The sequence below is a fragment of the Lysobacterales bacterium genome, from assembly GCA_014946745.1.
Lineage (GTDB): Bacteria > Pseudomonadota > Gammaproteobacteria > Xanthomonadales > Xanthomonadaceae > Aquimonas.
Window position 1 is genome coordinate 560,293 of record JADCRD010000002.1, and the last position, 25,276, is coordinate 585,568.

19 protein-coding genes are annotated in these 25,276 nt (G+C 70.4%); 14 read left to right on the plus strand and 5 right to left on the minus strand.

Going from position 1 to position 25,276, the window contains the following annotated elements; genetic code table 11:
• Positions 1-11: 11 nt before the first annotated feature.
• Positions 12-431 (minus strand): MerC family mercury resistance protein, encoded by a 420-nt coding sequence (locus tag H4O13_14570; protein ID MBE5316614.1) that lies wholly within the window; start codon positions 429-431, stop codon positions 12-14.
• A gap of 126 nt (positions 432-557) precedes the next feature.
• Between H4O13_14570 and H4O13_14575 the strand changes: the two genes are divergently transcribed.
• The 4 genes from H4O13_14575 to H4O13_14590 are packed head-to-tail and all read left to right on the plus strand — an operon-like array spanning position 558 to position 3,714.
• The gene (locus H4O13_14575; protein MBE5316615.1) at positions 558-1,223 is read left to right on the plus strand and encodes a DUF2796 domain-containing protein; all 666 of its coding nucleotides are present in this window, start codon (positions 558-560) and stop codon (positions 1,221-1,223) included.
• Positions 1,220-1,951, plus strand: coding sequence for an ABC transporter ATP-binding protein (locus H4O13_14580; GenBank protein MBE5316616.1), 732 nt, complete (start codon positions 1,220-1,222; stop codon positions 1,949-1,951). The genes H4O13_14575 and H4O13_14580 overlap by 4 nt, the downstream gene beginning before the upstream one ends.
• Entirely contained in the window at positions 1,948-3,201 is a 1,254-nt protein-coding gene (locus tag H4O13_14585; protein MBE5316617.1) for an ABC transporter permease, read from the plus strand. The genes H4O13_14580 and H4O13_14585 overlap by 4 nt, the downstream gene beginning before the upstream one ends.
• A gap of 36 nt (positions 3,202-3,237) precedes the next feature.
• Positions 3,238-3,714, plus strand: coding sequence for a DUF3299 domain-containing protein (locus H4O13_14590; protein MBE5316618.1), 477 nt, complete (start codon positions 3,238-3,240; stop codon positions 3,712-3,714).
• Between the two features lie 6 nt (positions 3,715-3,720).
• On the opposite strand, the gene H4O13_14595 is transcribed toward H4O13_14590, so the two are convergent.
• Entirely contained in the window at positions 3,721-7,698 is a 3,978-nt protein-coding gene (locus H4O13_14595) for an EAL domain-containing protein (protein ID MBE5316619.1), read from the minus strand.
• A 142-nt stretch (positions 7,699-7,840) separates the two neighbouring features.
• On the opposite strand from H4O13_14595, the gene H4O13_14600 reads away from it, so the two are divergent.
• Entirely contained in the window at positions 7,841-9,511 is a 1,671-nt protein-coding gene (locus H4O13_14600; protein ID MBE5316620.1) for a M28 family peptidase, read from the plus strand.
• A 447-nt stretch (positions 9,512-9,958) separates the two neighbouring features.
• Here H4O13_14600 and glmU read toward each other — a convergent pair whose 3' ends face one another.
• On the minus strand, positions 9,959-11,338 hold the full coding sequence (gene glmU, locus H4O13_14605) for a bifunctional UDP-N-acetylglucosamine diphosphorylase/glucosamine-1-phosphate N-acetyltransferase GlmU (GenBank protein ID MBE5316621.1): 1,380 nt from the start codon (positions 11,336-11,338) through the stop codon (positions 9,959-9,961).
• A gap of 103 nt (positions 11,339-11,441) precedes the next feature.
• Positions 11,442-12,596 (minus strand): histidine kinase, encoded by a 1,155-nt coding sequence (locus H4O13_14610; protein ID MBE5316622.1) that lies wholly within the window; start codon positions 12,594-12,596, stop codon positions 11,442-11,444.
• A 180-nt stretch (positions 12,597-12,776) separates the two neighbouring features.
• Here H4O13_14610 and H4O13_14615 point away from each other — a divergent pair, with 180 nt between their 5' ends.
• The 9 genes from H4O13_14615 to H4O13_14655 all read left to right on the plus strand — a co-directional run bounded on the left by H4O13_14615 (position 12,777) and on the right by H4O13_14655 (position 23,722).
• Positions 12,777-13,292, plus strand: coding sequence for a cytochrome c5 family protein (locus H4O13_14615; GenBank protein ID MBE5316623.1), 516 nt, complete (start codon positions 12,777-12,779; stop codon positions 13,290-13,292).
• 79 nt (positions 13,293-13,371) lie between these two features.
• Entirely contained in the window at positions 13,372-15,204 is a 1,833-nt protein-coding gene (locus tag H4O13_14620; GenBank protein MBE5316624.1) for an ExeM/NucH family extracellular endonuclease, read from the plus strand.
• Between the two features lie 66 nt (positions 15,205-15,270).
• The gene (locus tag H4O13_14625; protein MBE5316625.1) at positions 15,271-15,951 is read left to right on the plus strand and encodes an alpha/beta hydrolase; all 681 of its coding nucleotides are present in this window, start codon (positions 15,271-15,273) and stop codon (positions 15,949-15,951) included.
• On the plus strand, positions 15,948-17,060 hold the full coding sequence (locus H4O13_14630) for an AFG1 family ATPase (protein MBE5316626.1): 1,113 nt from the start codon (positions 15,948-15,950) through the stop codon (positions 17,058-17,060). Before H4O13_14625 ends, H4O13_14630 begins: the two co-directional genes overlap by 4 nt.
• Entirely contained in the window at positions 17,057-18,436 is a 1,380-nt protein-coding gene (locus H4O13_14635) for a hypothetical protein (protein MBE5316627.1), read from the plus strand. Before H4O13_14630 ends, H4O13_14635 begins: the two co-directional genes overlap by 4 nt.
• Before the next feature lie 393 nt (positions 18,437-18,829).
• Complete coding sequence (locus H4O13_14640) at positions 18,830-19,429, plus strand: helix-turn-helix transcriptional regulator (protein ID MBE5316628.1); 600 nt, start codon at positions 18,830-18,832, stop codon at positions 19,427-19,429.
• Between the two features lie 217 nt (positions 19,430-19,646).
• Entirely contained in the window at positions 19,647-20,744 is a 1,098-nt protein-coding gene (locus tag H4O13_14645; GenBank protein ID MBE5316629.1) for a PQQ-dependent sugar dehydrogenase, read from the plus strand.
• A gap of 286 nt (positions 20,745-21,030) precedes the next feature.
• Entirely contained in the window at positions 21,031-22,320 is a 1,290-nt protein-coding gene (locus H4O13_14650; protein ID MBE5316630.1) for a hypothetical protein, read from the plus strand.
• A 1-nt stretch (position 22,321) separates the two neighbouring features.
• Positions 22,322-23,722 carry a hypothetical protein gene (locus H4O13_14655; GenBank protein ID MBE5316631.1) on the plus strand — a complete coding sequence of 467 codons (1,401 nt, stop codon included), beginning with the start codon at positions 22,322-22,324 and terminating at the stop codon, positions 23,720-23,722.
• Between the two features lie 454 nt (positions 23,723-24,176).
• Here H4O13_14655 and H4O13_14660 read toward each other — a convergent pair whose 3' ends face one another.
• A complete protein-coding gene (locus H4O13_14660) occupies positions 24,177-25,205 on the minus strand; it encodes a Fic family protein (GenBank protein ID MBE5316632.1) in 1,029 nt (342 codons plus the stop codon).
• Positions 25,206-25,276 lie beyond the last annotated feature (71 nt).

Sequence of the window (25,276 nt, forward strand, 5' to 3'; positions counted from 1 at the left end):
GATTGTGGCCGTCAGCCGCAGCGTCGCCAGCCGCGCAGCTGCAGGTAGTGACCGAGCGCAATCAACAGGGCGCCGCCGCTGACCGCCGCTACGCTCCACAGGCTGTGCGCCAGCGGCGACCACCACAGGCCGGCGCTCACGCCGCCTGCACCGACCAGCAGCAGACTGCGCGCGGCCGGCGCCTCCAGCCTGCGGAAAGCCAGCAGCAAGGCCAGGGCCGCGATGCCCAGGCTGAAGCCGGCGATCCAGCGTTCGGCTTCAAACAGCCACAGGTAGTGCGGCACCTGGTAGCGCAGCTTGAGCCACAGTGCGGGAAATCCGATCAGTACGGCGGCGGTGGCGAGACAGTGCAGGGCGCACAGCATGGCCAGACCGAGGCCCAGGCGATCGATCCAACGGCGATGGAAGCGGGGAGCGAGGAGTGAGGACATGGGAGCGCCGCGAGAGCGTTATAGCTATAACATAACTCAATCACGCTCACAGGTGGCGTGATACTCCGCATCGACGGCCACACTGGCATGTCGTCACAGCGAACATCTCATCGACGGGAGACCTCCATGCTTCGACCTCTTTCCACGCTGCTGTTGGTTGCGCTGCTGCCTCCCGGTGTCAGCCTGGCGCACAACCACGGAGCCAGCGACGCCGCGGCAGCGTCCAGCGAAAACCGTGAGCAGGGCGCGCACGAACATGGCGCAGCGCGCCTGGACATTGCTCTGGCCGGCAACACCCTTGAGCTGCAGATCGAAGGCGCGGCCTACAACTTCGTGGGCTTCGAGCGCGCCCCTGAGGGCGCCGAAGAAGTGACCCGCGTCGAGCAGGCGCGGCTGCTGCTGAACAACGCCAGCGCGCTGTACGGCTGGGACGCCGCGGCAGGCTGCACCGCGCAGACCGCGCGCATCGAAGCCGCGCTGCCAGAACACACCGACGCGCATGACCATGACCATGACCATGACCATGACCATGACCATGACCACGAGCACGAGCACGAGCACGACCATGAGCATGAGCACGAGGGCCATGACCATGGACACGGCAGCCACAGCAACTGGCGCAGTTACCATCGCTTCGAATGCAGCCAACCGGATGCGCTGGGCGCGATCGAGGTGCGGCTGTTCCAGCACTTCCCCAAACTTGAGCGCATCGACTACCAGCTGGTGACCGACTCGGCCCAGGACGGCGGTCGACTGGCGCCGGGCCAGAGCGTGATCCGACTGCAGCCATGACTTCCGCAAATGCGCCGGTGCCGGCGCTCGAACTCGATGCCTTGCGCTTCGCCTGGCCGGGCAGTGCAGTGCCGACGGTGGCGATCCGCCACTTCCGCCTCGCGGCCGGCGAGCGCCTGTTCCTGGCCGGCCCCAGCGGCAGCGGCAAGAGCACCCTGCTTGGCCTGATCGCCGGCACACTCGCGCCGCAGGCCGGGAGTTTGAAGATCGCAGGGCACGCGGCCGAGCGGCTGTCGCAGCGCCGTCGCGATCGCCTGCGCGCCGACCACATCGGCGTGATCTTCCAGCAGTTCAACCTGCTGCCGTTTCTGTCGGCGCTGGACAACGTGCTGCTGGCGGCGCGCTTCTCGAAGCGCCGCGGCGAACGTGCCGCAGCGCGTGACGGCAGTGCCCGTGCCCAGGCCACCCGCCTGCTGGCCGAGCTTGGCCTGCGCGATGCGCTGGTGCAGCGCCCCGCCGCCCAGCTCAGCGTCGGCCAGCAGCAGCGCGTGGCCGCCGCGCGCGCCCTGCTGGGCGCACCGGAATTGATCCTGGCCGACGAACCCACCTCGGCGCTCGATTCGGAGCTGCGCGAGGAGTTCATCGCCCTGCTGCTGCGCGAGTGCGCGCAGGCCGGTAGCGCCCTGCTGTTCGTCAGCCACGATCGCGGACTGATGCCGCTGTTCGACCGCAGCCTGTCCCTGCCCGAACTGCAGGCCGAGGGCGCACGTACGGAGGCCGCCGCATGAGCGCACTGCTTCGGCTGGCCTGGGCCAGCCTCGCCAACCGCCGCTTCACGGCGCTGGTGACGGTGGCGACGATTGCGCTCAGCGTGCTGCTGCTGCTGGGCGTGGAGCGCCTGCGCAACGAGGCGCGCAACAGCTTTCTGCGCACCGTTGCCGGCACCGATCTGATCGTCGGCGCGCGCGCGCATCCGGTGCAGCTGCTGCTGTACTCGGTGTTCCACCTGGGCGACGCCACCAACAACGTCAGCTGGGCCAGCTACCGCGAAATCGCCGAACGCGAAGACGTGGCCTGGACGGTGCCGATCAGCCTTGGCGATTCGCACAAGGGCTATCGCGTGGTCGGCACCTCCGCCGGCTTTTTCGAGCACGTGCGCACCGGCGGCAACCGCGAGTTGCGATTCGCAGAGGGCCAAGCCTTCGACGGCCTGTTCGAGGCGGTGCTCGGCGCCGAAGTGGCCGAGCGCTTGGGCTACACCCTGGGCGACTCGATCGTGCTTGCGCACGGCACCGGCACCCTCAACCCCAACCAGCACGACGACCGCCCCTTCACCGTGGTCGGTGTGCTCGCCCGCACCGGGACGCCGATCGACCACAGCGTGCACGTCAGCCTGGAGGCGATCGAGGCCATCCACATCAACTGGCGCGCCGGCACGCGGATCGGCCGGGCACCGGATGAGATCCCGCCCGAGCGCCTGCAGCCGCGCTCGATCACCGCGTTCTTCGTCGGTCTGGAATCGCGCATGGCGACCTTCGCCGTGCAGCGCGCGGTCAACGAGTTCCGCGCCGAGCCCTTGACTGCGGTGCTGCCGGGCGTCGCCCTGCAGCAGCTGTGGGGCATGCTTGGCGTGGTCGAGAAAGCGCTGATGCTCACCGCCGCCTGCGTGGTCGCCGCCGGCCTGCTGGGCATGCTGGCGGCCCTGCTCGGCACCTTGAGCGAACGCCGCCGCGAGATGGCGATCCTGCGTGCGCTGGGTGCGGGCCCTGGCACGGTTTCGGCCCTGCTGCTGCTGGAGGCTCTGCTGTTGACCGCGGTCGGGCTGCTGCTCGGCCTCGCCCTGCTGCACGGCGGCCTGGCGCTGATGGCGCCCACCCTCGAACGCGCTTCGGGCATCGCCATCGAGCTGGGCTGGCCCAGCCTGGCCGAGCTCAAGCTGCTCGGCCTGGTGCTGGGCGCCGGCGTGGCGGTGGGCCTGATCCCTGCCTTTCTGGCCTATCGGCGCTCGCTGGCCGACGGCATGATGGTGCGCCAGTAGGCCGCTTCGGCCCCACCCACTCCCCGGAACCCCACGATGAAACGTCTGCTGCTCAGCCTTGCATTCGCCCTGTTTGCCCTGCCCGCGCTTGCCGAGGTGCGGACGTTCGACTGGCTGGAGCTGATCCCCGAGGAGGAGCTCAAGCTGCTGCAGGACCAGGCTGTGGTCGACCATGAGGGCGAACCGGTGGCGCCGGATTACAGCGAGTCGACGCCGGTGCTGACGCTGAACGGCGCCGAGGGCCGCCTGCCCGGCTACATCGTTCCGGTGACGATTACCGAAGACAACAAGATCAGCGAGTTCTTCGTGGTGCCCTACTTCGGCGCCTGCATCCACGTGCCGCCGCCGCCGCCGAACCAGATCGTGTTCGCCGCCCCAGAGGAGCCGATCGAGATGACCGAGATCTGGGCGGCCTACTGGGTGTACGGCAAGATCGAGATCAAGCCCACGCGCAACAGCGTGGCGCAGTCGCACTACGTGATCGACGTCGAGAAGGTCGAGCCCTGGGAGTAGGCCGTCTCAGGTGCTGCCGCCCGCACTCTGGGCCAGCGCATCCACCAGCGCCTCCAGGCCCTTGATGAAGCGTCGGCCGCTGTCGAGCAGCGCCTCGCGCTGCGGGCGAGCGGCGCTGATGCCGTCGCTGGCGTAGGCCGCGACCGCGTTGTCGAAGCGCTGGTGCAGGGTCTGGTAGTCCAGCCAGACCTGCCTCGCGATCTGCCCCTCGCGCAGCACCGGCGGCAAATCGGCCAGCCAGCGGCCGAGCCCTCGTGCCGGTCGCGCCGGCGGCGGTGTGGCCGTGTCGGCGCCGCCCAGCCAGTCATCCAGCTGCTGCAGCCAACCTCGATGCCCCGCCTGCACGAACATCGCCCCCTGTCCGCCGGCGGGCAGCTCGCGGATGCGTGACCAGTCCGGGTCGGGACGCCAGTCGCTCAGCCACGGCGCGACCTCGGCGGCAGGCATCGGCCGGGCGATGCCGTAGCCCTGGGCCTGGGTACAGCCGATGCGCAGCAGGGCGCGCGCATGCTCGCTGCTCTCCACGCCCTCGGCCACCAGCCGAAGCTGGAACGCCCGCGCCAGCGCGACGATGCCCTGGATGATCGCCAGATCCTCCGGGTCGGCCAGCATGTCGCGGACGAAGCTGCGGTCGATCTTGAGCTCGCTGAAGGGCAGATTCTTCAGGTAGGACAGCGACGAATAGCCGGTGCCGAAGTCGTCGAGCGCGCAGCCCACACCCAGCTCACGGCAGCGCGCGATCACCGCGGTGGCACGATCGAGATCGTCGAGCAGACTGCTTTCGAGCACCTCCAGCGTGAGGCTGCCCTGCTCCAGCTGGGTGAAGCCGGCAAGCAGCGCCTGCAGACGCTCGACGAAGCCGGCGCTCAGCAGGTGGCGCGGCGCGATGTTCACGCTCACGCCCAGCGCCAGGCCCTGCGCCTGCCAGGCCAACAGATCACGCAGCGCGCGGCGCAAGACCCACTCGCCCAGCGCGATGCCGAGCTCCTCGCCCTCGGTCACCGGCAGGAAATCGTCCGGCGGCAGCAGGCCGCGCTCGGGGTGCTGCCAGCGCATCAGTGCTTCCATGCCGAGCACCTGACCCGAACGCAGATCCACGCGCGGCTGGTAGAACAGCACGAGTTCTTCCGCCGCCAGCGCCTCGCGCAGGCGCTGCAGCCGCTGCTGGCGGCTGCGGTTGCTCGCATCCAGCGCCGCATCGAAATAGCGCACATGGCCCTTGCCGCCGTGCTTGGCCTGGTACATGGCCTGGTCGGCCTGGCGCAGCAGCTGCTCGGCTTCGAGCTCCTCGTCCTGCGGATACAGGCTGACGCCAATGCTGGCAGCCACCGGCAGCTGCAGCGACTCCAGCTGCAGCGGTTCGGACAGGGCGCGCTGCAGCCGCTGCAGCAGCGCCTCCAGCGGTCCGCCATCGGGCAGATTGACCAGCAACACTACGAACTCGTCGCCGCCGATACGCGACACCGTGTCCCCTTCGCGCAGCTGCGCACGCATGCGCTCGCCCACCGCACACAGGAAGCGGTCGCCGATGTCGTGGCCGTGGTGGTCGTTGATCGCCTTGAAGCCATCGAGATCGATGTAGGCCACTGCAACCTGCTGCCGCTCTCTGCGCGCCTCCGCCATCGCCTCGCGCAGACGGTCGGCCAGCAGCACCCGATTGGGCAGTCCGGTGAGCGAATCGAAGTGGGCGATCCGCTCCAGGTGCTGCTGGTAGGACTTCTGCGCGGTGATATCGGCGAACAGGCCGACGTAGTTCAGCACCTTGCCGCTGTCATCGCGCACCGCGTTGATCTTGAGGTATTCCGCGTAGGCCTCGCCGTTGCGCCGGCGGTTCCACACCTCGCCCGCCCAGTGGCCCTGTTCAACCAGGCTGCGCCACATCTCGGCAAACAGCGTCTGATCGTGGCGGCCTGACTTGAGCAGAGCGGGCGTGTGTCCGATCACCGCCTCGCGCGCGTAGCCCGTGATCTCGACGAAGGCCTGGTTGACTTCAAGGATCCGACCTTCGGGATCGGTGATCAGCACGCCTTCCTGGGTGTGGGTGAACACGCTGGCGGCCAGGCGCAGCTGCTCTTCGGCGCGGCGCAGCGGGCCGAGATCGATATCGAGACAGAACAGCTCGCGGCTGCCGTCCGCCTTGAGCTGCATGGCGTGGCTCGACAGCACCACGACTTCTTCGCCATCGGCACGCAGCAGGCGCAACTCCTCGGGCGGCGCGACCTCGGCGCCCGCGAACCATGCCGCGGCGCGCTGCTCGACGAGCCCGCGGAAAGGCGGCGGAATGATCAGCTCGGTCAGCCTGCGGCCGAGCGCATGTGCGCGCGGATAGCCGTAGAGCTGCTCGCTGCCCGCGTTCCAGAAGGTGACCTTGAGCTCGGCGTCGTAGCCCTGCACGGCGATGCTGGGCAGCGCTTCCAGCAGCTCGCGGAAGCGCTGTTCGCTGTCGGCGAGTGCGCGCTCGAAGCGTTTGCGCACGCTGATGTCGCGTGAGATCGACAGCGCACGGCCGTCGGCCAGGCTGACCAGGCGCAGCTCGAAGTCGCACAGCTGACCGCGGATCGGGATGCGGTAGTCGAAGCGCGCGGAGCCGCCCGTGGCGAGCACTTCGGTCAAGGATTGACGGGTCTGCGCGGCCAGCTCGGGGGGCAACACCTCTTCGAGCCTGCGCCCCAGAAACTCGCTGGGTGGCAGCATCAGCAGGCCGATGTCGCCGCCTTTGAAGTCGAGGAAACGGCCGTCGTGATCGAGCACGAAGATCAGATCGGGAACGGCGTTGAAAAGCGCGTGCAGCTCATCGAGTGCAGCCTGACGCTGGCGCTCGGCGCGGGTGCGCAGCAGCGCCTGGGTAAGCAGCTCGCCGACCACCTGCAGCAGCCCGATCTCGGCCTCGCTCCAACGCGAGCGTCCGCGGGTGGATTCCAAGCCGACAAAGGCCACCAGCTCACCGCCCGCCAGCATCGGCAGCAGCAGGCATGCGGCCAGGCCCTGCGAGGCCATGCGCGCGGCCTCGACGGCCGCCTCGGGCGGCAGGTGGGCGCGATCCGCCACCTCGACGCAGCGCCCGCGACGCAGCTCGGAGATCGCCCAAGGCCAGGTCGCGTCGACCTCGCAGCCCTGCAGATCGGCGCGCTGCGGCTCGACGCCGGCGGCACACCATTCGCTGGTGTTGTCGGCGCGCCGCCCGCCTTCGTGCATGAGAAACACGTAGCTGCGCTGAGCGTCGACCGACCCGCCGATCAGGGCCAGCGCCCGATTGAGCGCGGCGTCCACCTCGGCGTGGTCGACCGAGACCAGGCCACGCAGAATCTGCAGCAGCTCGCGCTCCAGTGCGTAGCGCTGCTGCAGGCGCGCCTCGGCTTCGCGCTGCTCGGTGACGTCGGTGGCGATAGACACCACGCCCTCGGCGCGGCCGGCGGTGTCGAGCACGCGCACTTTGACCAGATCGAAGTGGCGAAGCCGGCCGTGCGCATCCTCGCGTGTCTCCTGGCCGAACACCGGCTCGCCGCGCGCCAGGGCCTGGGCGTCGCGACCGGCCATGCGCGCACCTACCGCCGGCTCGAACGCGTCATAGAAACGCGGCAGCGCCTTCAGCGCGTCCTCGCCTTTGTCGAGCCCCTCGCACAGGCGCCGATTGGCGAAGACCAGTCGGCCGTGGGCGTCGGTCCGCCAGATCGCCGCCGGCGCATTGTCGAGGAGCTCGCGCAGGCTCTGCTGCGCAAGGCGCCCCTCTTCGAGCGCGCGTTCGAGCGCGCGACGGCTGCGGCGACGCTGATGCAGCAGCAGCCCGGCCAGCCCCAGTAGCGCCAGTCCAAGCAGCAGCTCGGCAGCACGCCAGGCCGATCGCTCCACCACAGCCGCCTGCGCCGGCAGCGCCAGTGCAGCGAGCCAAGCGAGCACAACACACCGACGCCGCACGCGCAGCGCTGGGCTGCGGTGCAAGCGGCGACCGCTGGCAAGGCTGTCGGCGCGAGGAGGCTGGCTCATGGCAGAGCTTCTAGCACAGAAGCCGCAGCAGGTCCGCACGCCGCCAGCGGCGTTGCCGCCCGCAGTGACCTTCGGCCCTTACTGGTCTCGCTGCAGCGGCCAAAGTAGCGGCTTGCCCTGTTCGTCATCCTTGGAGATGCGCATGTCGCCGAACTCTCGCCCGCTCGCCCTCGCCGCAGCGCTCGCCCTGGCGCTGAGCGCCTGCAGCCTCGCACCGCAGGGCGACGTCACGCCGTCCGGCGACGACGCTGGCGCCGCGCGGCGGATCGAGGCCGACCTGCGCTTCCTGGCCGACGATCTGCTGGAAGGCCGTGCCGCCGGCACTCGCGGCTATGACATCGCCGCGCACTACGTCGCCGCCGAGTACCGCCGCCTCGGGCTTGAGCCGGGCGGCGATGAGGGCAGCTATTTCCAGCGCGTGCCGCTGATCGAGGCGCAGCGCGTGCCGGGCGCGGCCGAGCTGGTGCTGGAGGGCGTCGGCGACAACGCCGGCCGCAGCGAGCGCTTCGAGTTCCAGGCCGATTTCCTGCCCGGCGTGAACTTCAACGCCAACACCCATGCGCTGGAAGCGCCGCTGGTCTTCGTCGGCCAGGGCGTGGCCGCGCCGGAGTTCGAGCACGACGATTTCCGTGGGCTCGACGTGCGCGGCAAGGTCGTGGTGGTGCTGGGCGGTGCGCCCGAGCGCTTCCCCAACGACGAGCGTGCCTACTACAGCTCGGGCCTGGTCAAGAACGCGGGCTTTGTCGAGCGCGGCGCGGTCGGGGTCATCACCCTCGGCGACCCCGAGCGCGAGGCCAAATCGCCCTGGGCGCGCGGCGCGCGCAACTGGCTGGTGCCCGCCATGCGCCTGCGCGGACCGGACGGCAAGGCCGTCGACAGCTTCCCCGAGTTGACCGCGACCGCGGCCATGGGCGCGCATGTGGCCGAGCGACTGTTCGCCGGCGCACCGATGGCGGCCGAGGAGGTTTTCGACCGGCTGGAGCGCGGTGAGCTGGTCGGCTTCGAGCTGCCCTGGCGCGTGCGCATGGCCGGGCAGACGCGCCAGCAGGCGGTCGACAGCGTCAACGTGGTCGGCCGCCTGCCGGGCAGCGACCCGCAGCTGGCCCTCGAACACGTGGTGCTGACCGCGCACCTCGACCATGTCGGCATCGGCGCGCCGGTCGAAGGCGACAACATCTACAACGGCGCCTTCGACAACGCCTTGGGCAGCGCCATCCTGATGGAAGCCGCGCGCCAAGCCATGGCAGCGCCACGCCCGAAGCGCTCGCAGCTGTTCATCGCGCTGACCGCCGAGGAGAAGGGCCTGCTGGGCGCCGAATACTTCGCGCGCTGGCCGACGGTGGCAAAGGAGGGCCTGATTGCCAACGTCAACATGGACATGCCGGTGATGCTCACCGACCTGCGCGACGTGATTCCGATCGGCGTGGAGAACAGCTCTCTCGCGCCGATCGTGAAGCAGGCCGCAGGCGAGCTCGGCATCGAGCTGTCAGCGGACCCGAAGCCCGAAGAGGTGGTATTCGTGCGCAGCGACCAGTACGCCTTCATCCGCCAGGGCATTCCCGCGGTCTACATGGACGGCGGCGTGGTCGCCCGCGACCCGGCGGTGGACGGCCTGGCCCAGCTCGACACCTTCCTGCGCGAGCGTTATCACCAGCCCAACGACGATGCCAAGCAGCCCATCCACTATCCCAGCGCCGCGCGTCTCGCGCGCTTGAACCAGGTGGTCGCCCAGCGCGTCGCCGACGAGGCCCAGCGCCCGCGCTGGAACGAGGGCAATTTCTTCGGGCAGCGGTTTGCGAAGAGCGGGGATTAGGGATTCGGGATTGGGGATTCGGAGCGCGCGCGCCGCGACTTCCCGACACGGGCGCGACCCGATGCGGTCTGCCCTCTCCCCTTGAGGGAGAGGGGCGGGGGGAGAGGGGTGAAGGCTGCGACGGGTGGCCCCCCTCTCCCCAAACCCTCTCCCACGAGGGGAGAGGGGCTAAGCGCGGAGCCTGCGCTCGCTGTCCGTGCGCAAGACCCGGCCTCCACAGCGGAGAGCCCAAGGCTGACGTCCTTGGTCTCGGGCCAGAGCGCAGCCCGGAAGATCACCGCGAGCGCGCTCTACGAATCCCGACTCCCGAATCTCCAATCCCGGCTCTCAGGCAGCGAAGCGCCCGGTGCTGACGTCCTCGGTACCCGCTCAGAGCGCAGCACTGAAGGCCGGCACAAGCGCGCTCTACCAATCCCCAATCCCCAATCCCCAATCCCGGCTCTCCTCCTAATCCCGGCTCTTGGAAGGCCTCTTCCACTCCGCAAACGACTGCTGCCGCGCCCGCGCCACGGTGAGCTGGCCGGCGGGGGCGTTGCGGGTGAGCGTGCTGCCGGCGCCGAGGGTGGCGCCGGCGCCGACGGTGACCGGGGCGACCAGCGCGGAATTGCTGCCGATGAAGGCGCCGTCCTCGATGGTGGTGCGGTGCTTGTTCGCACCGTCGTAGTTGCAGGTGATGGTGCCGGCGCCGATGTTCACCTTCGCACCGATCACGGCATCACCGAGGTAGCTCAGGTGGTTGGCCTTGCTGCCTTCGCCGAGCGTGGCGTTTTTGGTCTCGACGAAGTTGCCGATGTGCACGCCGGCGGCGAGCCGGGTGCCGGGACGCAGGCGGGCGAAGGGGCCGATCGTGCAGGGGCCGTCGGTGACGACGCCATCGAGTTCGCAGTGGCCCTGGATCACGGTGCCTGCGGCCAGCGTCGAATTGCGGATGCGGCAGAACGGGCCGATCTGCACATCGTCGCCGAGTGTGATGTCGCCTTCGAGCACGACGTCGATGTCGATCTCGACGTCCATGCCGGCCTGCACGCGGCCGCGCACGTCGATGCGTGAGGGATCAGCAAGGCGCACGCCGGCCTGCAGCAGGGCGCGCGCCTCGCGCTGGCGGTACAGGGCTTCAAGCTCGCTGAGCTGCAGCGGGTCGTTGGCGCCGAAGCTCTCGCTGGCGTCCATCACTTCGACGCAGGCGGCGCGGTCGCCGTCGCGGGCGGCCAGCGCGAAGATGTCGGTGAGGTAGTACTCGCCCTGGGCGTTGTCGGCGCGGATCTCGGCCAGCCAGCGGCGCAGACGCGGGATCTCGCAGGCGATCAGGCCGGTGTTGATCCAGCGCACCGCGCGCTGGGCTTCGCTGGCGTCCTTGTGCTCGACGATGGCCTCGACGCGACCCTCGGCATCCAGGATCAAGCGGCCGTAACCGGTCGGGTCGTCGAGCCGGGCGCCGAGCACCGCCAGTGCCGTGGGCGCGGCCAGCAGCGCGCGCAGGGTCGCGCTGCGGATCAGCGGTACATCGCCATACAACACGAGCACACGGCCCTCCGCCGGCAGCACCGGCAGGGCCTGCTGCACGGCATGGCCGGTGCCGCGGCGCTCGGTCTGCTCCACCCAGGACAGGTCAGCCTGCCCGCTGAAGGCCGCGCGGACCTGCTCACCGGCGTGGCCGTAGACGATGTGGATGCGTTCGGGCGCGAGCGTGCGCGCGGCGGCGATCACATGCGCCAGCATCGGCTGGCCGGCGACCGGCATCAGTACCTTCGGCCGCTTCGAGCGCATGCGCTTGCCCTCGCCCGCGGCGAGGATGAGGACGTGAAGTTCGGGGGCGGCGACGGTCATGGGCGGTACACGGCGTGAGCGAGGTCACACATCATCGCGGCTGCCCGCCAGGACTGCCAAGCGCAGGGCGAGAACTCTTATGCCTGCGCAGGCGCGCCAGCGCTCACAGCAGGCCGAGCGCGCGCTGCCGACCCGTGGTGCTGGCAGCGCCTGGCTGCAGGGGCAGGTCGACGTCGATGGCGCTGCCCTCGGGCTCGCGGCGACGACGCAGCCCGAAGCCTTCGCCGTACAGGCGGCGGATGCGCTCGGCGGCGTTGGCGAGTCCGATGTCGCTCTCGGGCTCGGCGCTGCAGGCCGACTGGTCGACCACGGTGAGGCGCAGCTTGCCCTCGACCTCACGGGCGATCAGCTTGACCGCGACCAGGGTCTGCTCGGGCTCGTCGCTGCGCCGCAGGGCGGCATCCAGCAGCGGCTGCAGCAGCAGACGCGGGACCCGCATCGCGCGCAGCGCCTCGGGCACATCGATCTGCACGAACAGTCGCTCGGCGAAGCGCAGCCGCATGATGTCGAGGTAGAGGTCGAGCACGCGCAGCTCTTCGGCCAGCGTGGCCTCGTGCTCGCGGGCCGGCGCGAAGGCGTGCTTCATCAGCGCCGAGAGCCGGCGGATCATCTCCTCCGCGGCAGAGGGACGGCTGTAGATCAGCTCGCTGACAGCGTTGAGCGTGGTGAACAAGAAGTGCGGCTCCAGCTGCCGACGCAGGGCTTCGAGCTGAGCCTCGGTCAAGCTGGCGCGCAGGCGCTCGGCTTCCAGCTCACGATTGCGGGCGGCCCGATAGCGGTCGATCTGATGGGTGATGGCGATCACCAGCGCGTACACGATCAGCTGGTTCGGCAGAGCCAGCAGCACGCGCTGCAGATCAGGCAGGTAACTCTGGTCCGAAAAGCCGGGCAGGGCGACCAGCAGGGTGCGCAGCAGAGCGGCCAAGGCGGTGTGCGCGGCACCCACCGCGAACGCAAAACCCACATGCAGGCCGAGGTGCTTGAGCCAATCACGCCCATGGACCGGAAAGCGCCGCGCCAGCATCACCATCAGCGGCACCAGCAGGGCGGCGGCCCAGGCCCCGGACATCTCCTCGAACAGCACGCGCAGCAGGTCGGCTGAGCGCCCGCCGGTGATCCGGCTCAGATAGCGGTCGGTAAAGGTCAACAGGCCCAGCGCCGTGCTCAGCAGCAGCAGCCCCCAGCCCAGACGCTGCCGACGCACACGGCTGCGTTCGGGCTCACTGCTGGGGGGTCGGGTGCGCGGCTGGGGTGACATCGGCTGGGAGGGAACCTGCGGGCCCCGCAGCCTACCGGCTGGGCGATACCGCGTCACCCGCCGCCAGCCCGCGCCGGACTGCGCTTCCGCGTCTGCGGGGCCGCCGCTATACTCCCGCGGTTTCCGCGCCGTCCCATGCGCCGGCCGCGCCGCCGTCTACAGACAACCGCAGGTGATCCCGTGGTCAATCACGATCTCGTCTTCCTGAAGCGCTTCTCCATGATCATCGCCGCCCTCGCGGTGCTGACGGTCGTGCTGATCCTGGGCGCACGTGCGATGTACCTCAGCGCACCCAAGGAGCCCAACACCCTGGCCGAGCAGCGCACGCTCGAGCGGCTGCAGCCGATCGGCGCGGTGTATGCCGGCGAGACCGGCGCCGCCGCGATGGCCGCCGCGGCCGAGGCCGCCGCCAAGGCGGCCGCTTCGATGGTGGCCTACGAGGGCAGCCTCGACGGTGAGTTCATCTACAACCAGCTGTGCGGGGCCTGCCACACCTCGGGCGCTGCCGGCGCTCCGAAGATGGAGCAGGCCGCATGGGCGAACCGCCTCCCGCAAGGCGTCGATATCCTGATCAAGCACGCCATCGAGGGCTACCAGGGCTCCGCTGGCATCATGCCGGCGCGCGGCGGCAACCCCGCGCTCAGCGACGCCCAGGTCGAGGCCTCGGTGCGCTGGATGATCGACAACCTGAAGTAATTCCGCGCCGGCCTTGCCGCTCGCTCCCACGACGCCGCCCCCGAGGCGGCGTCGTCGTCTCTGCAGGAACCCGCCCCCGATGAACCTGCCCCGCCTGTCCCCTCTCGTTCTGCTGCTGGCCCTGCCCCTGCTTCCGGCCTGCTCGCCGCCGCCGGACAGCGCGCAGGTACCCACCTCTCCGCGCCATATCGGCGAGCTGCAGGGCAGCGGCGAGCGCAGCCCCTTCGAAGGGCAGCGCCTGCGCATCCAGGGCGTGGTCACAGGGAATTTCAGCGGCGGCCTGGGTGGGTTCTTCCTGCAGGATGCCGTGGGTGAAGACGACGGCGACCCCGCCACCTCCGACGGCATCTTCGTGCAGTGGCCGCGCGAGTCCGAGCCGCGGGTGCGCCGCGGTGATCGGGTGCGGGTCAATGCGGTGGTCAGCGAGTTGGGCCCTGAGGGCGCGACCATGACCACCTTGACCGGGGCCCGGGTCGAAGTGCTGGGTCGCGGCGCCGCCGCGGCGGTGGTCATCCGTGAAGCGCCGGCGCGCGCCCAGGATCACGAGCGCCATGAAGGCATGTGGCTGCGCGTCGAAGCGCCGCTGACGGTCAGCGGCAACGACGGCCTGCTGCGCTTTGGCGAGCTCACGGTCAGCTTCGGCGAGCGCCTGCGTCAGGTGACCGATGTGTTCCCGCCGGGGGCCGAGGCACGGGGCTTCGGTGAGGAACAGGATCGCCGCAGTCTGATCCTCGACGACGGCCGCCGCGGCGAGTATCCGGAGCGGCTGTGGTTCCTGCCCACCCCGCTGACATCTGCCGCGCCGCTGCGCGCAGGCAGCACCCTGGAGGGCGCCGAAGGCCTGCTGGAGCAGCGCGGCGATCGCTGGGCGCTGCAGCTGCGCCGTGACCTGGTGATCGCGTCGCAGGCGCCGCGCCCGCCGCAGCCGGCGCTGCAGGACGGCCTGCGCGTGGCCAGCTTCAACCTTGAGAACTTTTTCAACGGCAACGGCAGAGGCGCGGGCTTTCCCACGCCGCGCGGCGCCGCCAGCGCCGAGGATCTGAAGCGTCAGCGCGCCAAGCTGGTGCAGGTGCTGCTGGGCGCGCGCGCCGACGTGGCTGGCCTGGTCGAAGTCGAGAACGACGGGTATGGCGCGCGCAGCGCTCTGGCCGAGCTGGTGGATGCCCTGAATGCCGCGATCGCCGAGGCCGAGGGTGAGCCCGCCGCCGGCGACTACCGGTTCGTGAGCACGCCAGAAGCCCTCGGCGATGACCAGATCCGGGTGGCACTGATCTACCGCGCTCGCGCGGTCGAGCCGGTCGGCGCGCCTGCTGCGCTCTACAGCGGTGCCTTCGAGCACGGCAGCCGCGTGCCGCTGCTGCAGACGTTCAAGCCGCTGGCCGGCGGCGCTCCGTTTTCGGTGGTGGTGAACCACTGGAAATCGAAGGGCGGCTGCGAGAACGCCCAAGGCGGCGACCGCGACCAGGGCGACGGCCAGGCCTGCTGGAATGCCGCGCGCGTGGCCGCTGCCCGCGAGCTGCTGGAGTGGCTGGACACCGACCCCAGCGCCGGTGCCGACGGCGGACGCCGGCTGATCGTCGGCGACCTCAACGCCTACAGCCAGGAAGACCCGGTGCGCCTGCTGCGCAACGCCGGCTATCGCGATGCTTTGGAGCTTGCCGGACGCAGCGGCCAGTTCAGCTACAACTTCCGCGGCTATGTGGGCAGCCTCGACCACGCCCTGGCCAGCCCGGCCCTGGCCAGCGACGTCCGCGATGCCGCGATCTGGGCGATCAATGCCGACGAGAGTGAGGCCTTCAAGTACCGCAGCCACGCCCGCGAACCGGACGCGTACAGCGCCGAGCCCTGGGCCAGTTCGGACCATGACCCGCTGATCCTGGTGCTGCGCCAGCCGCGTGCCGATGCGGGCTGAGCGTAGAATCCGGGCGCTGCAGCCGCTCAGGCAGGCGCCCCGATCCCCTTCTCTGGTGACTCGCCGATGACCGCAGTGACTGCCCCCGCCCAGTTCCCGGACAGCACCGCCGAACTCCTCCTGCCCGGCCCAGCCGGCGCGCTGGAGCTCGTCACTGACCTGCCCGAGCCCGAGTTGGCCCGGGCTGGCACGGCCATCCTCTGCCACCCGCATCCGCTGCACAGCGGGACCATGCACAACAAGGTCGTGACCATGGCCGAGCGCAGCCTGCGCGAGCTGGGCCTGCGCACCGTGCGCTTCAACTTCCGCGGCGTCGGCGCCTCCGAAGGCGTCTACGACGACGGCCGCGGCGAAACGCTCGACCTGCTGGCGGTGGCCGAGTGGGTGCAGAAGGTGCGCCCGAAAGACGCACTCTGGCTGTGCGGCTTTTCTTTCGGCAGCTACGTGGCCCTGCTCGGCGCTCGCCACCTGCCCGTGAAGCAGATGATCTCGATCGCACCACCGGCCGGGCGCTGGGATTTCTCGGCCGTGCTGCCGCCGACCTGCCCTTGGCTGGTGGTGCAGGGCGAGGAAGACGATGTGGTCGAGCCGCAGGCCGTGTACGACTGGGTCGAGAGCCTGCCCGAGAAGCCGAGCCTGGTGCGCATGCCTGACACCGGTCACTTCTTCCACCGCCGCCTGATGGACTTGAGAGGCGCGATCAAGAACGGCGTGCGCGCCCAGCTGCCGCCGCTGCTGAATCCGTGAGCGCAACGGCGCAGGCCGGGAGCGCGGCGGCCGGACCGATTCGCGCCTACCTCGCGGGCGTGGCCGCGGGGCGCTGGCTGAAGGACCCGGCGCAGCTTTCCGCGCTGCGCGAACTGGAGCGCATCCACGCCGACCTGCTGGATCCGCCGAAGCCCGGCCTGCTGGATCGCCTGCGCGGCCGCCGACCGCCCGCGCCGCGCGGACTCTACCTGTGGGGCGGGGTGGGCCGCGGCAAGACCTTCGTGGTCGACCTGTTCTACGAGCAGCTGCCGATCGCCGCCAAGCGCCGCGTGCACTTCCACCGCTTCATGACCGAGGTGCACGAGCGCCTGCGCGCCCTGCCCGGGCGCGAGGACCCACTCGCCGAGGTCGCGGCGGACCTCGCCGAGCAGATCCGCCTGCTTTGCCTCGACGAGTTCTTTGTTGTCGACATCGGCGACGCGATGATCCTCGGCCGCCTGTTGCAGCACCTGATCGCGCGCGGCGTGTGCCTTGTCACCACCTCCAACACGCTGCCGGACAATCTCTACCGCGACGGCCTGCAGCGCGAGCGCTTCCTGCCGGCGATCGCGCTGCTGAATGCGCACTGCGTGGTCCACGAGATCGCCAGCGCCACCGACTACCGCCTGCGCAATCTGCGCCAGGGCCGCACCTGGCTGGTGCCCGACGACGCCAGCGCCGAAGCCGAGTTGGCCGCACTGTTCGAACGCCTGACGATCGAGGCCGAGCACGGCGGCGCGCGCTGCGAGATCAACGGCCGCGTGATTCCTTGCCGGCGCCAGGCCGAGGGCGTGGTCTGGTTCGACTTCGAAGCACTCTGCGAAGGCCCGCGGGCGGTGGCCGACTACATCGAGCTGGCGCGCGACTTCCACACCGTGCTGCTGTCCGGCCTGCCGCAGCTGGACTCGACGCGCGACAACGCTGCGCGCCGCTTCGTGCACCTGGTCGACGAGTTCTACGACCGCGCGGTCAACCTGGTGGTGGCAGCCGCCGTGCCGATCACCGAGGTCTACGTCGGCGAGCGCCTGCGCCATGAGTACGAGCGCACCTGCAGTCGCCTGATCGAGATGCAGAGCGAGGCGTATCTCGGCCGCGAGCACCGTCCGTGAGCCGCGCCGCGCGCGAGGCCCTGCTGCCTTGGCTGCTGGCGCTTTCGGGCTGCGCGTTCGCCTTCTGGACTTTCGCACCGGGTTGGCTCAGCTGGGATTCGGCCTACCAGTGGCAGCAGGCACGCACCGGCGCGTTCGATGCCCTGCATCCACCGCTGCAGACCCTGCTGTGGGCCTGGATCGAGCCCTGGTGGAGTGGCCCCGCCTCGCAGCTGCTGCTGCAGCAGGCGATGCTGTGGACGGCGCTTGGCGGCATCGCCGCAGGGCTCAACGCGCACTATGGCCTGCGCGCGGCGGTGGTGGCCGTGCTCGGCCTGTGGCCGCCGCTGCTGCTGGTCTCGGCGCACATCTGGAAGGACGTCCCCATGCTCGGCGCCTTCGCGCTGGCGGTATGGATGCTGCGCCTGGAGCTGCGCCATCCGGGCTGGCGCTTCCGTCTGCTCGCGGTGCTGATGCTGGGGATCGCCTGCGCCTGCCGGCACAACGCCATCACCGGCGCCGCGCCGTTGCTGCTGTGGATCGTCTGGCGCAGCTTCAGCGAGCTGCCCGCGCTGCAGGCGCTGCGCACGCGCCCCCTGCTGCGCGCGGTCGCAGCGCTGCCGCCGGCGATCGTGCTGGCGCTGGGTCTGCAGGCCCTCGCCCAGCTGCCCAGCCACGCCGAGGGCGTGAAGCGCACCCAAGCGGTGTGGTCGGTAGTGGCGCTCTGGGACATGTCGGCGGTGTCGCTGGCCGAGGGGCGAATGGTGTTTCCGCCGGATTTCGTCCAGCCCGACGGCACGGTCGAGGATCTGCGTCCGCACTTCAGCGATTGGACCAACACCACCGTGCTGATGAGCGGCAAGCTGGTGTCGACGCTCGCCCGCGAGTACAGCCCCGAACAGATCGCCGAGCTGCGCCACGCCTGGATGCGACTGCCGCTCGATCATCCAGGCCCCTACTTCGCGCATCGGCTGCGCCTGGCCGAGCTGCTGTTCGGCTTGGACCCCGCCGCCCTGCCCGATCACCAGGTGCTGATGCCGGGCTTCGTCGCGCTCGGCGACAACCCGCCGATCGAACAGGCACCGAACACGATTCGCGAGGCCGCGCTGGCCTTCGGCCGCGCGCAGACCGACGGCCCGCTGTTCTGGGGCTGGCTCTACCTGCTGCTGGCGCTGGGCGCGGGGCTGGCCGCGGTGCCGGGCTTTCTGCGCGATCGCCCGCACGCGGCGCTGGCCGGCGCGGTCGCAGCCTCGGCGCTGACCTATGCGCTGCCGCTGGCCTTCGTCTCTGGCAGCGCGGAGTTCCGCTACCTCAACTGGCCGATCTTCGCCACGCTGCTGGCCCCCCTGCTGCTGGCCTTCGGCGGTCCGCCTGCCGCCGGCTCGACCGCGCGATGACCTTGCGGCCGCGGCCGCCCCCGACCCGGCCGCGCCCCTAGGCGGCCGGGGCAAGGTAAAAGCCGCTGCAGCGATACGCAGCGCACTCGCGAAGGGTTTGGCGAAGATCTCGCGGCTGGGACAGGCCAACGCGAGGCAGCAGCCGACCGCCTGCACCCAGGGGCGATGGATCTCCCGCCGTGATCCGGCGTCCGCAGCGACGCCGCAGCGCAGGACCACCGGCCTTGACGAGGCCACTCCACTTTGGTCGAAGACTGACTGTGATCCATCGCAAGCGCTCTCGTCGCCCGCGCCCGCACACTGGCGGAAGCTTCCTTCGTACGGTGCGCGATGACCTGCGCCTCCTGCCCGCCCGGATCGCCCGTGCGAATTCTGCTTGCCGTGTAGCGGACGCTGCTACGCCTGGGCCTGCAGGCCTGGCTGCGCGACCGCTATCCCGAAGGCCGCGTGGACACCATCGCCGAGGCTGCAGCGCTACCGGCGGCACTCCAGCGGGCGCGGCCTGAGCTGCTGCTGATCGAAGCCGGGCTGTTTGCGCAGGAAGCGATCCCTGAAGCGCTGTTGCCGCGGGTGCTGGTGTTCGGTGCATGGCCCGCGGGCGCAAGGCAGCCTGCAGGGCTGGACGCCTGCGCCTGCCTCGGCGACGAGATCGGGGAATCCGCACTGCGGCTCGCCTTCGATTGCGCGCTGGGCTGCCCACGTCAGCATGCCTCGCGCTGCGCGGTGGACGCCTGTGAACTTCGCCGGAGCCTGCTGCCCGCAACCGGCCTGGGCCTCAGCGGCCGCGAACTGGAGGTGTTCAGGCGCCTTGGCACAGGCGCGCCCCCCCGCGAGATCGCCGCTGCGCTGGGGCTGTCGGTCAAGACCGTCGAGCACTATCGCGCGCGAATCAAGCAGAAGCTCGGCCTGCGGGACTCACGTGAGCTGCTGGAATTCGCCGTGCTGTGGCTGCGCGGCCTGGCCACCCGACCTTCGCCGCTGCGCGCCTGCTGAAGCTGTGCCGGCCCACGGCGGGCGGGCGTGTGCGTCGCCCAGGGCAGCCGCGTCAACGCTCCACCCGTGTGGGCAGGCGTCAGGCCTCCGAGGCCGGGGTACGGCATCCGTGCGCTCCGCGTCGAGTCGTCCTGGTACCCCGCACGGCGTCCTCTGCACCTCACGGCCATCGGCGGCCCCGCTATGCTGGCGCGCCCTGTGCTTCGCGAAGGCTCCCATGCGCCCTGGTCCGCTCTCGCTGCTCGTCCTGCTTGCTGCGCTGCCGACGCTTTCGGCAGCGGCCGAACCGCGCATCGAAACCCTTGCCGAAGGCCTTGCGCTGCCCTCGTCGGTCGCCGAACTGCCCGATGGACGCCTGCTCATCACCGAGCGTGAGGGACGGCTGCGGCTGTGGACGACCGCGGGCCTGTCAGCCCCGCTGTCGGGTGTGCCCGAGGTGCGCTTCGCCGGCCAGGGCGGGCTGCTGGAGGTGCTGCCCGACCGCGACTTCGCGGCCAATCGCACGCTGTACTTGAGCTATGCCGCGGGCAGTCGCGGGGCCAACGGCACGCGCCTCGCGCGCGCAACCTTGGGCGATGCCGGCTTGAGTCAGCTTCGCGAGATCTTTGTCGCCCAACCCGACAAGCCGACCGATGCGCACTTCGGCGGGCGCATGGCCCAGCTCGGTGATGGCAGCCTGCTGCTGACCCTTGGCGACGGCTTCAGCCTGCGCGAAGCCGCGCAGGACCTGCGCAGCCACCTCGGCAAGATCGTGCGCGTGAACCCCGACGGCAGTGTGCCGGCCGACAATCCTTTCGTCGGCCGCGACGACGCCCTGCCCGAGATCTACAGCCTAGGCCATCGCAACGTGCAGGGCATCGCCTTCGATCCCGCACGCGGGACCCTCTGGTCGCACGAACACGGCCCGCGCGGCGGCGATGAGCTGAACCGCATCGAGCCCGGTCAGAACTACGGCTGGCCGATCGCCACCGCTGGCCTCGACTACAGCGGCGCGCAGATCAGCCCCTTCGTCGACTACCCCGGCATGCGCGCGCCCGTGCACGGCTGGACGCCCTCGATCGCCCCTTCCGCGCTCGCGATCTACCGCGGAGCCGCCTTTGCGCAGTGGCAGAACGACCTTCTGGTCACCGCCCTCGCTGGCCGCGCGCTGCATCGCCTGCGGCTCGATGCGAATGGTCGCGTGCAGGAAGAGCAGGTGCTGCTGCGCGACCTCGGCGAACGCCTGCGCGACGTGCGCGTCGACGCCCAGGGCCGCGTACTGCTGCTGACCGACGGCGCCAAGGCGCGACTGCTGCGGCTGTCACCGGCTGACTGAGGAAGGCCTGATCAACTCCATCCTGAGGTTGATCAGAAGGCGCGAGTCGCGCACCTGTCCGGACTCGTTCCGCGGCGACGCGGCGACGCCCTTGCTTCGCTCGGTCGCACGGGATCAAACACTGATATGCCTGTTCCGCGCGCGCCGTCGCTGACGCGCGGGCAGCTCCGAGCGGCCAGGGCGTCTCGAATCGCCTGCCGGCGCTGGCCTGCATCGACGGCGGCGGAGACGGTCACGTCGGGGGCACGCTCGCGTCGGGCGGGTCCCTCCACCGGGAGTGAAGTCCATGTCGCAGACCCTCCAGCCCTGGCTGCCGGACACCTCATCGCAGCTGTCCGACCTTGCGGCGCTGGCGCGTCGTTTGGGCGGTCTGCCCGAACTCACCGCGCGCGACGCGTCCGAGGCGCGCTTCGGGCCGCTGATGCGGGCTCTGCCGGAAGACAGCCCGCAGGCGCCTGCCCTGGTGGCCTGGGCCGTGGATGTCAACGACCGCAACGACTGGCGCCCGCCGCAGCCGCGGGGCGCAGCGGTGGCTTTGGCCCGCTTGTGGACCTCGCGAGCACGCTGGCAGCGCCCGTTCGCCGCGCTGGCGCTCGTGCTTGCGCTGGGCCTGGTGTCGATCCTGGGCCTGCGCAGCTTCGAGGCCTTTCGCACCGAGCGCGCCGCCCAGGCCGAAACGCGACAGCTGCAGACGCTGGGGCGCGAACTGCAGGACCTGCGCGACTTCGCAGCGGAGTTCGCCACACCGCACCCGCGTGTGCAGGCGCCGATGCAGGAGTCCGCGCGGGAGTTCGCCGAGGCGCTGCAGCGCACCGATCAGGCGCTGCGATCCGGTGCGTCCTCTGCGCACGTGACCGACGCGCTCGCAGGGGCAAAGTCCGCGAGGCGTCGGCTCGGCGCCTGGCACAGCGCCAGCGCCGCGTTGACTGGCATGGATGCATTCGACTGGCCCGAGCAGTTCGCCGCGACGCGTGCGGTGTTCGATGCACGCATCGATGCCGCGTTGGCGAACAACGATGTCGAAGGGGTCCGCACAGCGGCGGACGCCACGCGCGCGTTCGCCGCCTGGCTGCCGCAGCTGGCGGAGCGCCCGGAGCCCGCGGAAGCGGATGCCGAAGCGCGTTCGGCGCTGAGCGCGGCGCGGCAACGCACCGATTCGGCGGTCGCCGCGGGCGCGCTCGCGGAAGCGCGCGAAGCGCTGGCGCAGGAGCGCGCACTGGCGGAATTCATCGCGCGCAGCCTCGATCTGCGGATCATCGACCGCGCCGGCGCGCAGTCCGGTGTGTGGCGCTATACCGAGGGCGCACGCGATGCACGTGACTACTACCTGCTGGTGGAGGCGTTCGACGCCGGCGGCGCCGTGGTCAGCGTTCCCATCCAAAGCGAAGAAACCCAGCGCACGCGCCAGGTCGAGCGCTTCGGCGTGCGCGTGCCGGAAACGATCTATGAGCGCTACCGCAGCGAGAAGATCGCGCGCGGCCGCATCGACCAGCGCAGCGTCGGCAGCAAGCCTGCGGGCGCGCTGAGCCTGCAGTTCGACCTGCCGTCCGCGGGCGGCTACATCACGGAGTGGTGAGATGCGCGGACCCGACCTCGAAGCCGAGCTGGACTCAGCGCTGACTCGCGCGCGCGCGAACCTCGCGCACGCGCAGGCAGCGCTGGACGCCACCCATCAGCAACGGAGCGCGCTGGAGCAGCGGCTGTCCGCTGCGCTGCACGCCATCGCTGAGGCGCGACTGTCCGCCGCTGCACGCAGCGAAGCGCTCGCGGCGCTGGGTGAGGTAGACGCCCAGCTGGCAACCGTGTCGCAGCGGCGTGCGCAGCGCGTGTCCGCTCTGCGTGACGAGCTGCAGAACACAACGGCCGCCTGCGCGGCGGCGGATGCGGCGCAACGCGAGGCCGAAGCCGCAGCCAAGGCCGCTCGCGACGAGGCGGAAGGCCTGCGCGCGATCGCGCTGGAAGCCTTTGCCGCGACCGAACCCGCCGTCGCCCTGCGGGCCGCGGTGACCGCTGCGGACGAGGCCCACGACCGCGCAGCAGGCGCCGAAGCCGAGGCCGAGCTGCGTCTGCGCGAATACGTCCAGCAGGTTCGCCATCCGGTGCATACCTACCTGCGCGGGCGGGGCTACGGCACCCCCGGCTATGGGGCGTTCGGGCTCGTCCGCCTGCTCGATCGTCTCGCCGCGCAGGCGTCGAGATACGCGGAGGTGTATCTGCGCGAACAGCTGCTGGTGGGCGCGTGCGACTCGCGGGCCATCGAGACCGCGCAGGCGGAGGCCCGCCTGCAGGCAGCGGAGGCGGCCTGGAGTGACGCCGCCGAACAGGCCATTGCCGAGACTCCGGCCGGCCCCGCGGACGACATCGCCGACGCGCGCGAAATCGCCTTCGCGCAGCGGCGTGCCGAGTGGGCCGAGCGCAGTGCCGAAGTCGAGGCCGTTGCAGCTTCGATCGCGGCCATCGAGGCAGGACGCGACGAGGACGCACGCGCCGCGCACGCCCAGGTGGTGACTGAACTGGTCCGGCTGGGCGCGGCTGCGCGTGCTCGCGCTGTGGCGGATACCCGCGACAGCAGCGACGACCAGGCACACGCCGAGGCCATTGCGGTGGAGGCGGAGCTGCTCAGCGTGGCGGCAGATGCGCAGCTGCGCGCCGCCGAAGCCGAAGCCCAGTCGCTGGCGATCGGTCGCATGCAGCAGCTTCGCGCCGAGGCGCTGCGCCGGGGCTGGACCGGGCAGCAGTCGCGATTCGACGGCCTCGACCTGCCCGCGCTCGTGCTGGATCTGATCTCGGCTCGCCTCACCCCGGGCGACATCATGCGCAGCCTGGAACGGAGCCACCGCGTCGTTCGCGCACAGACAGGGGCATGGTCGGGGGTCGGCGGCCGGGGCCGCGCGGGCTCGAACGGTTTCGGCGGCGGCGCACGCCGATCGGGTGGCGGCTTCGGCGGCGGCGGCCGCAGGACCGGCGGTGGCTTCTAGTGAGCCCGGAAGCAGGCTGCTCGCAGCGCGACCGGCGCCAATGACCGAGCTCGATCCGGCGCAAGCCAGGCACAAAAAAGCCCGCGGGATCGCGGGCTTGAGTGTGGTGGCTATGGGTGGACTCGAATCGCTGCCTTAGGTCATTGATTTAATTGGCTTGTGGCGGGTCGGATTTGCTTGCTACCCCCACGAAATCCCCAACTTTTTTCGGCCTAAATGGGACCTGAATTGGGTGGCTACGCGCCCCTCAGATGGTCGATTCAGAGCACATGTGGGCTGCGTCCAGGGCGCCTGAAGCGCACCGCTTCCGCATGACGGCGCGCCGCATAACGCTGTCCCTGACCCAGAGTAGCGAACCGCTTCCTTGGGCGCCCGCGCACCTTCCCTGCCGAGCCGCTCGGCGGCCTCACTCCGACCAACCCCTGCTGGCGGATTCGCTGCGGCGGATAGGCACTCACGCACCCTCCGCCTCGACCACCTCCCAATGCCCACCCTTCCGGGGGCCGGAGTGACGGAGCCGTGCCTGGGCCTGCAGGTTCGCGGCCGCGCGCTCCACGGTGCGCACGGAGCAGCCAAGCACTGCCGCGACATCGGCCAGGCTGAGTTCGGGCTGGGCGCGCAGCAGGCGCAGCACCTGATCGGCGGTGGATGCCCGGCGCCTTGCCGGCGTGCTGCCGCCGGTTTCTACCGACATTTCCACCGACGTTTCTACCGACATCTGTGCAGCGATTGCCTCGCGCAGGCTGTCGGCGATGGCCTGCAGCATGAACTCGATAAAGCCGCTGCAATCGCTACGGGCGTCTGCCTCCGCCAGCGCTGCGTAGTAGTCCTGCTGCCGCTGGCGCACAACGCTTTCCACCGGCAGCCAAGCCAGCATGGGCTGCCAGCGGCTCAGGATCAGGGTCTGCCACAGCCGCCCCATGCGGCCGTTGCCGTCCGGGAAGGGGTGGATGAACTCGAACTCGTAGTGAAAGGCCGTGGACGCTACCAGCGGGTGCGCACCGCTGCGGCGCAGCCAGCCCAGCAGTTGCTTGATGAGAGCGGGCACGCGACTGGCCGGTGGTGCCATGTGCAGCAGCCGCCCGCCGCGAAAGATGCCGACATCACCCGCACGCAGCTGGCCGGGGCTGTCCACCAGCCCGCGCATCAGCAGCGCATGCGCCTCAAGCAGGTCCTCCGGCCGGTGCGGCTGCCAGCGCTCCATCGCTTCATAGGCCGCAAAGGCGTCGCGGACTTCCTGGATCTCGCGCGGCGAGCCCAGCACGGCCTTGCCTTCCAGCACCGCCGTCACCTGCTCCAGGCTCAAGGTGTTCTGCTCGATCGCCAGCGAGGCCTGCAGCGTGCGGATGCGGTTGTCGCGGCGCAGTTCCGGCGCCAGCGCGCCGCGATGCGCGGCCTTCCAAGCGCCAAGCAGCTTGGCGATATCGGCCACCAACGCGGTGATGCGATGGCGGAGCTGGAAGGGAGGTTGGTAGGTGGGCATAGTCAGTCACTTGCTTAGAAGGCAGATCGAGCATGCTTTTGGTCCTGCCGCGGCGCCTCTCGCGAGATCCG